Source organism: Streptomyces sp. NPDC048600 (assembly GCF_055587025.1).
The window spans coordinates 25,100-40,097 of the sequence record NZ_JBVJGZ010000024.1; the positions used below are offsets into that span (position 1 = coordinate 25,100).

Below are 14,998 nucleotides of genomic sequence, written 5' to 3' on the forward strand. Positions count from 1 at the left end.
TCGGTCGGGTGACTCGTTGCGGGCCGGGTCGGTGTCAGGCGGTGCGGCGGCGGTGGACTCGGGCCTCCCACGGCCTCAGGGTGACGCGGTCGGCGAGAGGTGAGGGGTCGGGGACGTTGGTGACGAGTGTGTCGCCGTGTTCCCAGCCGTCGGGCAGCTCGACGGTGAGTTCGTCCCCGCCGAAGTTGGCGAGCACCAGCAGTTCGGTGGCGGACGCGGCGTGGTGGCGGGTGAAGGCGTAGAGCCGCTCGTGGTCGGGGTGGAGCAGGCTGAAGTCGCCGTGGGTGACGGCGGGTTCGGTGTGACGCAGGTCGATCAGGCGGCGGTAGTGGTGGAGGACCGAGTCGGGGTCGGCGAGTTGGGCCTCGGCGTTGACCTGGGTGTGGTCGGGGTTGGCCGCGATCCACGGGGTGCCGGTGGTGAATCCGCCATGCTCGGTGGCGTCCCACTGCATGGGGGTGCGAGCGTTGTCGCGGCCGCGCTGCCGCAGGCCTTCGAGTACGTCCGCCTCGTCGGCGCCCAGGGCGAGCTGGTCGCGGTGGTGGTTGAGTGACTCGATGTCGCGGAAGTCGTCGATCGAGGCGAACGGGGCGTTGGCCATGCCCAGTTCCTCGCCCTGGTAGACGTACGGCGTGCCGCGGTGCAGATGCAGGACCGTGGCGATGAGCTTGGCGGAGCGGTCGCGGTGGGCGGGGCTGTCGTCGCCGAAGCGCGAGACCACCCGGGGCTGGTCGTGGTTGCTGAAGTACAGGCTGTTCCAGCCCCGCTCCCCCAGGCCGGTCTGCCAGCGGCTGAGGCTGGCCTTGAGGTCGGTGAGCCGCAGCGGGCGGACGTCGAACTTGCCGCCGGGGCCCTGGTCGAGGCCGACGTGCTCGAACTGGAAGACCATGTCGACCTCGCGGCGGGCGGGGTCGGTGAACAGCCTGGCCTCGTCCACGGTGACACCGGGCATCTCGCCCACGGTCAGCAGGGGACGTGTGCGTCCCGCGAACACCTCGCGGTGCATCTCGGCCAGGTGGTCGTGGACGCGCGGACCGCAGATGTAGTGCGCGCTGCCGTCGCCGTGGCGGCTGCCGCCGTGCACCGGTCCGTCGGGCAGGCCCGGGGCCTTGGAGATGAGGTTGATGACGTCCATGCGGAAGCCGTCGACCCCGCGGTCCAGCCACCAGCGCATCATCGCGTACACGGCCTGCCGGACCTCGGGGTTGTCCCAGTTCAGGTCGGGCTGTTTGCGGGAGAAGAGGTGCAGGTAGTACTCGCCGCTCGCCTCGTCGTACTCCCAGGCAGGGCCGGAGAAGAACGAGCCCCAGTTGTTGGGCTCGGCGCCGGGCGTGCCGGGCTGCACGCCCTCGCGGGGCGGGCGCCAGACGTACCAGTCGCGCCGGGGCCCGGCGGGGCCGCCGTCGCGGGAGGAGGTGAACCAGGAGTGCTCGTCGCTGGTGTGGTTGACGACCAGGTCCATCACCAGTTTCATGCCCCGCTCGTGCACACCGGCCAGCAGCCGGTCGAAGTCGGCGAGGGTGCCGAACAACGGGTCGATGTCCTGGTAGTCACTGATGTCGTAGCCGTTGTCGTCGTGCGGCGAGGGGTAGACGGGCGAGAGCCAGAGCACGTCGACGCGGAGTTCGGCGAGGTAGTCGAGTCGCTCGATGATGCCCTGGAGGTCTCCGACGCCGTCCGCGTCGGAGTCGGCGAAGCTACGGGGGTAGATCTGGTAGACGACCGCGTCGCTCCACCAGGAGTCGGCGGGTCCGGCCACGTTCTCGGGCACGTCACAACCTCATCGTGGGTCTCGGGAACCGGGTGTCCTCAGGACGAGGGTAGTCAAGGTCCGGCGGTGTCCTCCCGGCCGAGCGCGCGCTCCCGTCAAGGAAGGCTGTCGAGGACCAGCTTCTCGGCGAGGTGGAAGGCGAGGGCGTTCACCGGGGCGAGCGCGGCGCACAGCCAGTAACGGGCGACGCCCGCGCGTGCCAGGTGGACGGTGAGGTACGCGGTCAGCAGCACGCCGGCGGTGAGGAAGACCGACGCCTCGCCCCAGTAGCGCAGGGACAGCCCGAGCCAGAGCCCTTCTCCCAGTATCACCATCGCGACGGCCGCCCCCGCCACGGCCCGTACATCACCGTGCCCGTGCCGCACGGTCCACCCGGCCCAGCCCAGCAGCGGCCCCCCGGCCAGCCCCGCCGCCGCCCACACGAGGGCGGTGCCGAGCCCGCCGGAGCCGAAGGTGCCACCGAGCGCGGAGGCCGCGTAGTAGCCGACGCAGGCGAGCAGCATCATCAGCGGGCCGCACAGGACCGCCAGGGTCCGAGGCCGGATCAGCGCACCCGCCACCGCGGTCCAGACGATCCACGTCGACACCGAGTTGGTGGCCCGCTCCAGGAACGGGACCGTCCCGTGCAGGCCGTACGTCGCCGATCCGAGCAGCAGGCCGAAGGCGGCGGCCGCAGCGAGGACCAGGGCAGGGGTGTCCCGGCGGGACGTGATCACAGCAGTCATGCCGCGGAACTATACTCACTGCGTATACGCGCGGTGTATACGTGACGGGCACTCCTGGGCGGAGCGTCCGCCGGCACTCACTCACCGTGCCCGTGCGCTGTCCATGGCCGGTGACGGCCTGATTCGGGAGACGAACTCGGGGCATCCGCTCTGGTGTCGATCCGAAGGGTCGGCCTTGGTGTCGATCCGAAGGGTCGAGCCGTCGAGATGACGAACCGGGAGGAGTGACACACATGACCGTGACCAGTGGGCCGACCGCCGCGGCGAGACGCGCGGCCCGAGGGGACGCCGTACGCGTGGCCGCCCGGGCGGGTTTCGTGGGGCGGGGTGTTCTCTACCTGCTCATAGGAGTGCTCGCGGTACGCATCGGTCTGACGGGCGCGCGCGAGCAGGCCGACCGGGGCGGAGCGCTGGCGGAGGTCGCTTCGGCGCCGCTCGGAGCCGTCCTCCTGTGGGCCCTGGGCGCGGGTCTGGCCGGTATGTCGCTGTGGCGGCTGTCGGAGGCGCTGTTCGGTGCCGCCGGGCCGAAAGGCGACAGCAAGGGCAAGCGGCTGATGGCCGGTGTCAGGTTCGCTTTCTACGGCATGACGTCGTTTCTCGTGCTGTCCTTCGCCGCGGGCTACCGGGGCAGCGGCGCGGGCGAGACCGACCGGCAGAGCCAGGACATCACCGGCCGGCTGCTCGGGCTTCCGGGCGGGCCCTGGTGGACCGGGGCGGTGTCCGCAGCCGTGCTGGGCGCGGGGCTGTGGATCGGCGGCCGTGCCGCGCTGCGGAAGTACCGCGAGCACCTGGCGTGGTCCCGCCTGTCGCACCGGCAGCGGCGCTTCATGGACGTGACAGGTGTCGCGGGCGGAGTGGGCCGGGGACTGGTCATCGCCGCCGTCGGATTCTTCGGTGTGAAGGCCGCCCTCACGTTCGACCCGGCCGAGGCCAAGGGGATGGACGACACCATCCGCTCGTTCGCGCACACACCGGCCGGTCCCTGGCTGCTGATCGCCGTGGCGGCCGGGCTCGTGCTGTTCGGCGTGTTCTCGTTCGGCCAGGCCGCGTGGCGCAAGGTGTGAGCCGGGCCCTCACGTCCCGTGCTGCCGGGCCGCGTGGAGAAGGGGCCGCGCCGCGCCCTCACACACCTTGGCGCGAAGCCCGTACCCGACCCCGCGCGCACATGGCACGGTTCATGACTCGCGCCGGGGCAGCCTCCAGCCGGGACGCGGGAAGTGGCAGGTGTAGCCCTCGGGGTAGCGCAGCAGGTAGTCCTGGTGCTCCGGCTCCGCCTCCCAGAAGTCACCTTCCGGCTCCACCTCGGTGACCACCTTGCCGGGCCACAGTCCGCTGGCCTCGACGTCGGCGATGGTGTCGAACGCCTCACGCTGCTGCTCGGCGTCGGTGTAGTAGATCGCGGAACGGTAGCTGCGGCCGATGTCGTTGCCCTGGCGGTCCCTGGTGGTGGGGTCGTGGATCTGGAAGAAGAACTCCAGCAGGTCGCGGTAGGTGGTGACCGACGGGTCGTAGAGCACCTCGATCGCCTCCGCGTGGTCACCGTGGTTGCGGTAGGTGGCGTTCGGGGTGTCACCCCCGGTGTAACCGACGCGTGTGGCGACCACGCCCGGCTGCTTGCGGACGAGGTCCTGCATCCCCCAGAAACAGCCGCCTGCCAGCACGGCTTTCGCGGTCCGGTCAGACATGAGCACTCCAACTGTCAGCGGTACGGCGGTCCGTGCCCGCACCTGGTGTTCGGAACATTTCGACGAGCACTCACCAGCGTAGTCGCACACTCAGGGCCCGCGTCCGGCCACGGTCCGCGAGAACAGTCGGCCACACCCACGGGGGATATCGGCCAGGACTCTGAGCGCGACCACGTCGTCATCCGTACTATCGCTGACACATGACTGTGCGGTAGTAACTTGTACAGCTCATTCAGCACCAGGAAGAAGAGCGATGGCGTTAGACATCGCATATGTCTCGGGCTCACCGACCGCTGGCCGTGGCGCCCGGAAAGGTGGGAGCAGCATGTCCGAATCGCTACTTGGAACCACTGATGTGGCTTCGCAGTACGGCGCGCAGGTGGCAGAGGACCTCGAGCGCAACGTCAAGGAGCAGGAGCGGCTCAGTGGTGAGATCGAGTCTCTGCAGGCGCAGTTGACCGCCCTGCGCAGCGCGCACACGATTCTGGTGAACCTCCGGTCGGTGCTCGGTGAGGACTCGCAGAAGGTCTCGCCGTCCGCGCCCGAGTCCGCCGCGAAGGTGCCGACACCTCGCCGCAGGACCGCTTCCGCTCCGGCCGCCACCGAGCGGAAGAAGAAAGCCACGGCGGGCTCGCGCAAGCGGCCTGGCACGGCCAAGGCCACGAAGCCGGCCGCGGTCACGGCGGTGAAGGACACCTCCGCGAGCAGCACAGCGGCGAAGGCGAGCCCGAAGACCAAGGCGAGCACCGCCAAGAAGAGCACCGCCAAGGCAGCGGCGACGGCGTCGGCCGCGCCCAAGCTCGTCGACCTGGTGCGCGACCATCTGACCGCGCAGAGCGAGCCGCGTTCCGCCGCCGAGGTCGCCGCCGCGCTGGAGAAGGCGCAGCCCGAGCGCACCATCAAGGTGACCGTCGTGCGCTCCACGCTCGAAGGGCTCGTGGCCAGGAACCAGGCTCAGCGCAGCAAGCAGGGCTCGTCCGTCTTCTACACCACCCCCGACAGCGCCGACACGGCCGAGTCCGCGCAGCCGGCCGAGCAGGCCCCGCAGGCCGAAGAGGCCACACAGCAGTCCGACTGACGAGTCGTCAGGCCGAAGGGGACGGCCGAGGGCGGCCGACCGCGGGGCCGGCCCAGAGGCACGGCGACCACGTGCTTCTGGGCCACCGGCCCGTCACAGTGTCACAGGCTTGTGCGCAGACGGCTCCCAGTGCGTCCGAGCTGGTGAAATCCCCGCTCGCATAGGGCACGATCACCGGGACGTTCCGACTCCCGGGGGGCACCTCATGGCCTACGCAGCTCGCTCACGCCGTACCACCGCCGTACTCGCCGCCGTCTCGCTCGGCCTCGTGGCCCTGACCGCGTGCGAGGGTGACACCGACGCGGCCGCGCCCAGCGCCTCGGTGAGCTCGCCCGCCGCCGGTGACACGGGCGCGGACAAGGGCTCCGGGACGCCGTCGACGTCCGACCCCGGTGACGGTGGCACGGGAGGCGGTGACACGACCGGTGGGGGCTCGACCGGCGGCGGTGGCACCTCCGCACCGACCGAGCCGGGCTCCGACGACGGTCAGGACGGCGGCGTGGGCATGTGCGAGACGACCGACCTGACCTATGTGGTCACCGTCGCCTCCAAGCCCGTCAACCACGCGCTGCTGACCGCGACCAACAAGAGCGCCGACTCCTGTCTGCTTCCGGCCAACGAGCTGGTGCTCACCATCCCGACGCTCGATGGGGCCGCCGGGCACATGGGCCCCGAGGGCAAGGACTGGATCCTCAAGACCGGTGAGACCGCCTACGCCGGCATCCTGTTCTCGCACGCCGACACCGCGGGCGGCAAGAGCGCCGACAAGGTGGAGATCGCCCTCACGGCCGCCGAGAGCCCGGCGACCGTGTCGATCGGCGGCGGTCCCGTCAACGTCAACGACCCCGAGGTCACCACCTTCTTCGGCACCGCCGAGGACGCGCTCACGTACTGAGTCCCTCGCGCCGACGCCCGTCCCGGCCGCGTTCGCGGAGGTAGTCCTCCAGCTCCGCCGCCCCGGTCAGCATCGCCCGTCCGCGGGCGGACAGCCGGCCGTGCCAGTCGCGCAGTGCGGCCTGCAGCGGGTCCGGTCCGCCGGCCGCCCGCACCTGGGCGAGCAGCGGGGCGATGCGTTCCAGCGGGTGGCCGCCCCGCCTGAGCTGATGGGCCAGGCGGGCGTCGCGTACGTCGGCCTCGTCGTAGACGCGGTATCCGGTGCGCGGATCGCGGCGGGGTCGCAGCAGACCGGCGCGCTCCCAGGTGCGCAGGGTCGCGGGCCGGAGGCCGAGTCCGGCTGCCAGGAGACCGATGAAGGTGCTGCCCGGGCCGGACGCCGGAGGTGACTCAGGCACCGGGCCGGACCCGGACGCGGCCATGGCCGCCTCCAGGTCGCGCAGAGCGTCCTCCACGGCCCGCAGGGTCCGCCGGTCGTCGAGGAGTTGGGCGTGGCTCTCGTCGATGAGACGGAGTGCCTCGTCGACCGCGTCCTCGTTCACGGCCCGCATGACCGACGCCGCCGCCCGGTGGCCGTGGCCGGGCAGCAGGGCGAGGAACGCACGCAGGGCGGCCGCGTGCAGGGCGGTGTAGGTGCGGTAGCCGTGCGAGCGGCGGCGGGGAGGATTCCGGCCTCCTCGTAGTTCCTGACCGCCTGGGTGGACAGACCGTGCGCGCGGGCCAGGTCACGCCCTTGACCGTCGTCCCCGGCCTCGATGACCCAGCTGCCGCGGGACTGGACCTGGTAGACGCCGGGTCCCGGCAGGCGCAGGGGCAGGTCGGTGTCGCCCTTGCCACGCGCCGCCTCGGCCCACTCGACGAGGTCGTCGTCCAATGCCACCAGCCGTACGTCGCCGCGCCCCCGGTGCCGCAGCACAGCCGGGCCGCCCGGGCCGACGTAGCGTACGAGGTCGCCTCCGCGCCCGAGGACGCTGTCAGTGAACTCCGGTATGGAGTCGACGGGTTCGGCCCAGGCCTGCCACCCGGCCCCGACCGTGTCCCGCAACTCCACCTGGAAGCCGACCACTTCACGGCCGCCCGAACGGCTCAGCGGCACCCCCGCCGCCGCGCCCCGCGCCCGAACAAACCCCCGAGCCCCGCCCAGGAACGCCTGCCCTCGGCCATATGACCACCCCCTTCGTGGTGATCGTAGGGCGGAGCCGGCGGGGTGACCCTGTACGGGGTCGCGGACATTTCGGGGGCTGCGGCAGGGGCTGACGGCGTCACCGAGCCGGAGCGGGCCGCACCCGCGGGGACCTGTCGGCCTCCGGTGCGGCCCTACGCGAAGTCGTACACCGCGAAGTCGGCGATCGGGACGTACCCGAGGCGCCGGTAGAGGGCGTTGCTGGTGGGGTTGGCCGCGTTGGTGAACAGCACGACGTCCGTGGCGCCCGCGGCCAGCGCGGCACGGCTGACCTCGACGGTCACGGCACCCGCGTAGCCGCGGCCGCGCAGGCGGGCCGGGGTGTAGACGGGGTCGACCCGGATCTGGCCGCCGACCATGGGGTTCACGCCCGCCATGGAGACGGGCGTGCCGTCCGGGGTCTCCCAGAAGGTGTAACGCTTCTCGGCGAAGCGGGTGCCGGACCAGGTGGTGGCGTCGATGGTGACGTTCTCGCCGACGTCCGCGGCGAACTCGCGGCACCAGCGCATGAGGTGTTCTTGGTCCCGCTCGCCCAGGCGCCGGCCCCGCCCCGCGGGGAACGGCTCCTGCGGGGTGAGGGTGCCGAGGCGGTGGAGGCGCAGCCGGACGCGGACGCCGGCCGTCGTGCCTGTGCGCCGCCGCCAGGCTTCGGCGAAGGCGGCCGCCGTGTCCTGGTCCGCGCTGACGTAGGGCACGGTGTTGCCGAGGGACAGCAGACGGGCGGCCAGGGTGTCGGCCTGCTCGGGGGTGAGCGCGGTGACGCTGAGGCCGCGGCCCGGGAGGCGGTAGAAGGCGGCGGTGACCTCGCCCGCCTGCTCCAGCCGGCCGTACAGGACGGGTCCGGGGCCGTAGGCGGCGGAGCCCTCGGTGCGCAGCTTCTCGACCGTCGTCAGCTGTGTGGTGTGCAGGGCGGGGCGTGAGCGCAGGAACGCTTCGGCTCCGGCGAGGAAGTCGTCGAGGTCTTCGGTCAGGTGGCAGTCGTCCGCGCGCATCGCCTCATCATTTCTCACGGCCTCGGCCGCGGGGAAGGCGGCTTCCCAACCGGTGCCCTGACACAGGGGCGCGGCTCGCGCGGCCTGGCGAACTCCCCCTGCCGGGAGGGTGGTTCAGCGAGCGGGCGTCTCGACCGCTTCCGCGGCCTCGGCTGCCGTGTAGGACGAGGCGAAGGTGAAGGCCCGCGGCGAGGGGCCGTGGGCCTGGAGGTGCGCCAGGCGCCCCAGAGCCTCGCCGACGGTCGGGATGTGACCGGCTGGGACCCACCAGAGCACCAGGTGCGCCTCGACGTGCCGCTCGAACCACTCGCGGCGCCGCCGCATCACCTCCAGGTGCCCGCTGCGGTAGGTGAAGTCCCACAGGGCCTCCTGGCTCTCCCACACCGACATGTTCACGATGACGTCCTCGCCCGCCGGCCGCATGCCCGTGGCGTCGGGCTGCCCGTCCTCCGCGAGCCGCCAGACGAAGCCGGGGGTGCCGTCGGCAGCGGCGTTGACCGGGTCGAGCAGTTCCACGAACGACGCCATGCGCGGGTCGTCGAGCGGGTGACGGAGGGTGGCGACGTTGATCTGGGCGAGGTGCGCGGCGGGCGCGGCAGCGGTCATGCCCCCATCCCAGCACGCCCTGATTTCTATGTCAATGAATGTTGTTTTTAGAAGTCTCGACCACCACACAGCACTCTCCCGGCCGGGCGTCCATGCGGGCACGGACGGCGCCGTCCGTGCCCAGCAGCCCTTCCAGCAGCGCGAGATTCATCCCGCACACCAGGGGCGGGAAGCGTTCGGCGACGGCGTGGAACGGGCAGTTGCGCATGCGGACGACGGGCTCGCCCACCGCGGCCGCCCCTTCGGCACCGACGATCGGATCACCCGCCCCGGCCGCCCCTTCGGCACCTTCCAGACGCGGTTCGTAGCCACGGGCGGCCAGCATCCGCATCGCGTCCTCGAGGCCGCCGCACGGCTCCCCGGAACCGCGCAGGGCCTCGCCCCGGCGGCGTGCGGCCGCGCAGAGCCCGGCGTCCAGGCCGGCCTCCTCGGCGGCCTCGGCGAGCAGTTCGGCGGCCGTACGGTAGTCGCGGGCGGGCAGCGACACCGTCCGCTCGGCGCGGGCCCGCGTGTACACCTTCGCGGGGCGGCCGGCGCCGGGCCCCGAGCGGCCCGTGAGGCGGCGGCTGCCGCTCTCCAGCAGTCCCGCCTCGGTGAGCCGGTCCAGATGGTGCGCGGCGAGCGTGCGCGCCACCCCGGCCGCCTCTGCGGCCTCGTTGCGGCCGACCTCACGGCCCTGGGCCGCCACGTACTCGTACAGACGGCGCCGTACCGGATCCTGGAGCGCCGCGATCGCGTCGATGTCCTTCACCCGGCCATTCTAGGAACAACGCAGGTTGGAGATAGAAGCCCGCCCGTCCGCCTCAGCGCCCGAACACGTCCTCGGTCCCCGGCTCGCTGTCCAGCGCCCGACGGTCGAAGATCAGCATGCCGGCGAAGAACAGCGCTCCCAGGGCGATCAGGCCGCCCACGATGACGACGGGCGTCAACGCCTCCCGCGGCGACACGAGCACGAACAGCGCGAACAGCGTCCAGACCAACGCGGCGACGGCGACGGGCAGTTCGAAGCGGCCGAGGTCGAAGGCGCCCTTCTTGCGGGCCAGCCGGCGGCGTACGGCCAGATAGAGCACGATCGTGGCGCCGTAGATGAGGGCGGGGAGGATCGTCGAGGCGGTGATCAGCTCCAGCAGCGCGTCGCCCGGCAGGGTGACCATCAGGAAGACACCCAGCGCGAGGATCAGGAGCGTGGCCGGAATGGGCGTCTGCGTACGGGAGTCCACCCGGCGCATGAGGCGGTACGCGGGGAAACGCGCGTCGCGCGCCATCGCGTAGACGAGTCGTGAGCACGAGACCATCACCACGATGCCGGCGCCGAAGAACGCGAAGGTGATCAGGACCAGCAGGGCGCTCTCCGCGGTGGAGCCCAGGCGTTCGCGCATGATCGCCGCGACCGGTGAGCCGTCGGCGGTGACGGTCGGAACGTCCTCGATCGCCACGGTGAGCGTGATCAGGAAGAGCATGCCGAGGGCCCCGGCCGCCACGACGGAGCCCACGATCGCGCGGGGAACGCTGCGGTGGGGGTCACGGGCCTCCTCGGCGAGGTTCGCGGCGGAGTCGAAGCCGACGAGCGTGGCGAGCCCCATGATCATCGCCAGCATCAGGCCGCCGCCGATGGCGAAGTAGTCGGAGGTGTTCTCGGCGACGCCACGGGAGCCGAGGTTGGCGGCGGAGCCGTCGTCGGTGACCGCCACGACGATCACCAGCGCGACCGCCACCACCACGACGAGCGCCAGCTCCAGCCCGACGGCGGCCGAGTTGATCCAGCTGACCAGGCGCGTGGACGCGATGGCCAGCAGGGCCTGGACGAGCAGCACCACCAGCGTGATGCCGCGGGCGACGTCCTCGTCGGGCCGCATGTCGAACAGCGGCATGAACGCCTGGCTCGCCAGCGCGTCGTCGATCGCCACCACGGCGATCCCCAGATAGCAGAACGTCAGCCAGCCGAACCACCAGCCGACCCGCGGACTGCTCAGCCGCGACGCCCACTGGTACGACGAGCCGCTGAGCGGGATACGGGCGGCGAACTGGGCCACCACCAGCGCCACCAGGGTCTGCCCCACCGCCGCCAGCGGCCACAGCCAGATGCCGACCGGGCCCGCGGTGCGCAGGACCTCGTCGAAGGTCCCGAAGATCCCGACGGCCACCGAGATGAACGCGAACGAGATCGCGAACACCTGGAACGATCCGAGGGTCCGTTTCAGCTCCTGCCGGTAACCCCCGGCCTCGAGGGAGTCCTCGCCGTCCTGCCCGCCCGCCGAAGCCTGTGCCGTCCCGGTCATCTCGCCTCCGTCCGGCCCCTCCGGACCGGCCCCCGATGGCGCGGCGGAACGACCTGGTCCAGTTTCCCGGTCCCGCCGCGCGACCGCTGGTCAAGCGGCCGGGACACGGGGCCGAGTGCCCGGATGGACGTACCGGCGAGGGCGTTGAGGGGCGGGCGCCTGGTGCTCCCTCGACGTCAGGCGGACTCCTCTCCGGCGGCGCGTTGCAGGCCGGCGAGCTTGTCCGGGTTGACCTGGAAGCGCAGATGCCGGATGTGGCCGTCGACGATGTCGTACGTCAGGGCGCCGATCGGGGTGTCGCCGAGGGTGACGATCAGGCCGAGTTCGCCGTTGAGGGTCGTCGATGCGGTGCGGGCGCCGGCGGAGCTGGGCTTGGCCATCGCGCCGAGCAGCCAGCGGGCCACGTGGTCGGGGCCGTACAGGGGGCGGCGGGCGGCGGTGACCTTGCCTCCGCCGTCGTTCCACAACGTGACGTCCGGGGCGAGGAGTTCCATCAGGGCGTTGAGGTCGCCGCCGTTCGCCGCGGCGAGGAACTTCTCCGTGACCCGCTCGCGCACGGCCGCGTCGGAGTCACCGTGGGGGCGGCGGGACTGCACGTGATTGCGAGCGCGGTGCGCGATCTGACGCACCGTCGGCTCGGGGCGGTCGATGAACCCGGCGATCTCGGCGTGCGAGTACCCGAAGACCTCGCGCAGGACGAAGACCGCGCGTTCGGCCGGGCTCAGCGTTTCCAGCACGACGAGCATGGCGGTCGAGACGGTGTCGGCCATCTCGGCCTCCTGGGCGGCGTGGGGAGCGGTGAGCAGGGGTTCGGGGAGCCAGGGGCCGACGTAGGTCTCGCGGGTCGCCCGTGCGGAGGTGAGCCGGTTCAGGGACAGATTGGTGACGGTGCGCACCAGGTAGGCCTTGGGGTGCCGGACGGTGTCCCGGTCGACGGCGTGCCACTTCAGCCAGGTGTCCTGCAGCACGTCCTCGGCATCGGTGACGGTACCCAGCATCTGGTAGGCGGTGCCGAACAGCAGGCGGCGGTGTTCGATGAAGGGGTCGGACGCGGGGTCGGTCGCGTGATCCGTCACGCGATCGGCCGGCCGGGCGGTGGCACGGGCGCCCGGCCGCGGGGCGCTCTCGGCCGGGCGGGGTTCGTTGTCCATGATCCACATCGTTCTCGGTGGCGGGTGGGGGCGCAAGGGTGTTCGGGTGCTTCCGGGGCCTGGGCGGTGCTCGCGCCGTGGGTGTTGCCGACGGCTCGGCCGGTGCCGCGCCGGGGGCTCGGTCGATGCGGTGCTGCCGCCGGACCCCGGGCTCAGCCGTTGGCGCGCGTGGCCCGGCCGCCCTTCGACAGGGTCACCACGACGTTCACCCTGCGGCTCAGCTTCATGAACGGCACCGGGCTGCCGCTCACGCTCTCCTTGTACATGACCGCCGCGCGCCCCTTCAGGTACCAGCGCTTCGGGGTGTCGTCGGCGTGGGTGAACTGGATGACGGCGTCCCTGCGGCCGAGGCTGACCGGCTGGTGGAAGTAGCCGAACCGGAACGGCTTCACCGTCCTGCCGCGCAGTCGGCGGGTGACGGCGTCGGCCACGTACGTGGCGGTGGGCAGCCCGCTCTGGCAGGTGCCGTGGATCCGGCCCCACGCCTGCCGCACCGCGGCCGCGTCGCCGATGGCGTAGATCTCCGGATGGGAGACCGAACGCAGTGTCGCGTCGGTGACGATCAGGCCGCGCTCGTCGGTGACGATGCCGGCCTCGGCGGCCAGCGGCGACACGCGCACCCCCGCCGTCCAGAGCGTGAGGTCGGACCGCAGGTGCTCACCGCCGCTCAGCCGGACCGCGTCGGGCAGCACCTTCGTCACCTGCTCACCGGTCCTGCGGACGATGCCGAGCCGGTCCAGTGCGCGGGTGAGGTGCGCCCTGGCCCGCTCCCCCATCATCGCGCCGGGTTCGGTGGAGCTGATCAGGGTGACGGTCACACCCGGGTGGCTCTCGGCGATCTCGGTGGCCGCCTCGATGCCGGTGAGCCCGCCGCCGGCCACGGTGACCGTGCCGCCGGCCGCGGCCAGCTCGGTCACACGCCCCGCGAAGCGGTGCGCGGCCCGCGGGTCGTTCAGCGTCCAGGCGTGCTCGGCGACGCCCGGCACCCGGGTGGTGTCGGTGGCGCTGCCGAGCGCGTAGACGAGCGTGTCGTAGCGCAGCACCGCACCGTCGTCGAGAGTCACCTGCCGCTCCTCGGGGTCGATCGACGCGGCCGCGGCGCGGCGGAACTCCACGCCGGTACCGGCGAGCACCTCGGGAATGCGGTGGTCGGCCAGCGTCTGGCCCGCGGCGATCTGGTGCATGCGCAGCCGCTCGGTGAACCGCTCCGACGGGTTGACCAGGGTGATCCGCACCTTCCGCCCACGAGTGCGGTGGGCCAGCCGGGCGGTGGCCAGCATGCCGGTGTACCCGGCGCCGAGGACGACGATCTCGTGGCGTGCGACGGCGTTCATGGTGTGCTCCAACGGTTGGGGTGGATGCGATGTCGCCCATGGGACAGACCGGGGCGCCGATCCGTGACAGCCCTCGATGTGACGCCGGTCACACTCCGGAACCGGCCCTGACGCTCATGGCCCGGCTCCCCCGGCCGGGCCCCGTTAGGCTGCACCCGGCACGTGAGGGACAGGAGGCAGCCGTGGTCGGGACGACGTTGGCCGAGGTGATGACCGAGCTGGCCGGGCTCGAGGATCCGAAGGCCCGGGCGGTGAACGAGCGGCACGGCGACGATCACGGCGTGAACCTCGGCAAGCTCCGCGCGCTCGCCGAGCGGCTCAAGACCCAGCAGGAGCTCGCGCGGCAGCTCTGGGCCACGGGCGACACCGCGGCACGGCTGCTGGCGCTGCTGATCTGCCGACCGAAGGCGTTCGAACGGGACGAGCTGGACGGCATGCTGCGCGAGGCCCGCACCCCGAAGGTGCAGGACTGGCTCGTGAACTACGTGGTCAGGAAGAACCCGCACGCCGAGGAACTGCGCCGGGCCTGGTTCACCGACGCCGATCCGGTGGTCGCGAGCGCCGGCTGGGCACTGACCACCGAACGCGTGGCGAAGAAGCCCGAGGGCCTCGACCTCCCCGGGCTGCTCGACGTCGTCGAGTCGGAGATGAAGGACGCCCCGGATCGCCTGCAGTGGGCGATGAACCACTGCCTGGCCCAGATCGGGATCGAGCACCCCGAGTACCGCGCCCGCGCGCTGGAGATCGGCGAGCGCCTGGAGGTGCTCAAGGACTACCCGACGTCCCCGGGCTGCACGTCGCCGTTCGCGCCGGTGTGGATCAACGAAATGGTGCGGCGGCGGGAATCCGTCTGAACCACGGGAACGGGGCTCAGGGCATGGGAGGCAGGCCGGGAGACACCGACCGGGCGCGGCGGGCGTTCGTCCACGAAGCGGTCGTTCTCATGGCGGCGGACGGTGATGCGCGCGCCCCGGGGGCCGCGATCACCGCCGCGCTGTGCGGGCACTGGCGGCACGAGCCGCCCTGCCCCCTCGCGCCCCATCACACCTCCGCGCGACGCCACGGCGGCGAGGTCCGGCTGCGGGTGCTTTTCGCCGCCGCCCCCGCCGCCGAGGCCGAGGTCCGCCGCCGGATCGAGGCGGCCCTGTCCTGGGGCCACCTCGCCGGCCCGGACGGTGCGACCACGCGCTGGGAGCTTCGCGAAGCACGGCCTGGCTCGGTCGGCGAGGACGAGGCCGATCACGCCCGGCGGCTGCTGTCGACCTGAGCCACCCGGACGACCCGGCCGGGCACGGGTGCG

14 protein-coding genes and 1 pseudogene are annotated in these 14,998 nt (G+C 72.2%); 5 read left to right on the forward strand and 10 right to left on the reverse strand.

All coding sequences use genetic code 11. The features are described from left to right. Positions 1-34 precede the first annotated feature (34 nt). Together ACZ6SQ_RS27990 and ACZ6SQ_RS27995 are read right to left on the reverse strand one after the other, a co-directional pair. Positions 35-1,771, reverse strand: a complete 1,737-nt coding sequence (locus tag ACZ6SQ_RS27990; RefSeq protein ID WP_469566758.1) for an alpha-glucosidase — start codon at positions 1,769-1,771, stop codon at positions 35-37. Positions 1,772-1,866: 95 nt separating this feature from the next. After that, complete coding sequence (locus ACZ6SQ_RS27995) at positions 1,867-2,496, reverse strand: DUF6518 family protein (protein ID WP_469566760.1); 630 nt, start codon at positions 2,494-2,496, stop codon at positions 1,867-1,869. Between the two features lie 233 nt (positions 2,497-2,729). Here ACZ6SQ_RS27995 and ACZ6SQ_RS28000 point away from each other — a divergent pair, with 233 nt between their 5' ends. Next, positions 2,730-3,560, forward strand: coding sequence for a DUF1206 domain-containing protein (locus tag ACZ6SQ_RS28000; RefSeq protein ID WP_469566762.1), 831 nt, complete (start codon positions 2,730-2,732; stop codon positions 3,558-3,560). A gap of 111 nt (positions 3,561-3,671) precedes the next feature. Here the strand turns inward: ACZ6SQ_RS28000 and msrA are convergent, their stop codons facing one another. After that, complete coding sequence (gene msrA, locus ACZ6SQ_RS28005) at positions 3,672-4,181, reverse strand: peptide-methionine (S)-S-oxide reductase MsrA (RefSeq protein WP_469566764.1); 510 nt, start codon at positions 4,179-4,181, stop codon at positions 3,672-3,674. Between the two features lie 379 nt (positions 4,182-4,560). On the opposite strand from msrA, the gene ACZ6SQ_RS28010 reads away from it, so the two are divergent. Together ACZ6SQ_RS28010 and ACZ6SQ_RS28015 are read left to right on the forward strand one after the other, a co-directional pair. Beyond that, positions 4,561-5,259 (forward strand): hypothetical protein, encoded by a 699-nt coding sequence (locus tag ACZ6SQ_RS28010; protein WP_469566766.1) that lies wholly within the window; start codon positions 4,561-4,563, stop codon positions 5,257-5,259. A 205-nt stretch (positions 5,260-5,464) separates the two neighbouring features. Further along, positions 5,465-6,154 (forward strand): DUF4232 domain-containing protein, encoded by a 690-nt coding sequence (locus ACZ6SQ_RS28015; protein ID WP_469566768.1) that lies wholly within the window; start codon positions 5,465-5,467, stop codon positions 6,152-6,154. Here the strand turns inward: ACZ6SQ_RS28015 and ACZ6SQ_RS28020 are convergent. From ACZ6SQ_RS28020 to ACZ6SQ_RS28050, 7 genes and pseudogenes are all read right to left on the reverse strand, one after another. Further along, positions 6,144-6,910 (reverse strand): annotated as a pseudogene (locus tag ACZ6SQ_RS28020) (TioE family transcriptional regulator). The gene ACZ6SQ_RS28015 and the pseudogene ACZ6SQ_RS28020 overlap by 11 nt on opposite strands. Before the next feature lie 560 nt (positions 6,911-7,470). Then, positions 7,471-8,328, reverse strand: coding sequence for a GNAT family N-acetyltransferase (locus ACZ6SQ_RS28025; protein WP_469566770.1), 858 nt, complete (start codon positions 8,326-8,328; stop codon positions 7,471-7,473). A gap of 114 nt (positions 8,329-8,442) precedes the next feature. Beyond that, positions 8,443-8,934 carry a DUF3291 domain-containing protein gene (locus ACZ6SQ_RS28030; protein WP_469566772.1) on the reverse strand — a complete coding sequence of 164 codons (492 nt, stop codon included), beginning with the start codon at positions 8,932-8,934 and terminating at the stop codon, positions 8,443-8,445. 31 nt (positions 8,935-8,965) lie between these two features. After that, the gene (locus ACZ6SQ_RS28035; protein WP_469566773.1) at positions 8,966-9,685 is read right to left on the reverse strand and encodes a helix-turn-helix transcriptional regulator; all 720 of its coding nucleotides are present in this window, start codon (positions 9,683-9,685) and stop codon (positions 8,966-8,968) included. A 52-nt stretch (positions 9,686-9,737) separates the two neighbouring features. Next, positions 9,738-11,213, reverse strand: coding sequence for an APC family permease (locus ACZ6SQ_RS28040; RefSeq protein ID WP_469566775.1), 1,476 nt, complete (start codon positions 11,211-11,213; stop codon positions 9,738-9,740). 176 nt (positions 11,214-11,389) lie between these two features. Continuing rightward, the gene (locus ACZ6SQ_RS28045) at positions 11,390-12,364 is read right to left on the reverse strand and encodes an RNA polymerase sigma-70 factor (RefSeq protein WP_469566778.1); all 975 of its coding nucleotides are present in this window, start codon (positions 12,362-12,364) and stop codon (positions 11,390-11,392) included. Positions 12,365-12,516: 152 nt separating this feature from the next. Then, positions 12,517-13,698 carry an NAD(P)/FAD-dependent oxidoreductase gene (locus ACZ6SQ_RS28050; protein ID WP_469566780.1) on the reverse strand — a complete coding sequence of 394 codons (1,182 nt, stop codon included), beginning with the start codon at positions 13,696-13,698 and terminating at the stop codon, positions 12,517-12,519. Between the two features lie 209 nt (positions 13,699-13,907). On the opposite strand from ACZ6SQ_RS28050, the gene ACZ6SQ_RS28055 reads away from it, so the two are divergent. Both ACZ6SQ_RS28055 and ACZ6SQ_RS28060 read left to right on the forward strand, forming a co-directional pair. Continuing rightward, complete coding sequence (locus ACZ6SQ_RS28055; RefSeq protein WP_469566977.1) at positions 13,908-14,552, forward strand: DNA alkylation repair protein; 645 nt, start codon at positions 13,908-13,910, stop codon at positions 14,550-14,552. 23 nt (positions 14,553-14,575) lie between these two features. After that, on the forward strand, positions 14,576-14,965 hold the full coding sequence (locus ACZ6SQ_RS28060; RefSeq protein ID WP_469566783.1) for a hypothetical protein: 390 nt from the start codon (positions 14,576-14,578) through the stop codon (positions 14,963-14,965). Positions 14,966-14,998: the final 33 nt, after the last annotated feature.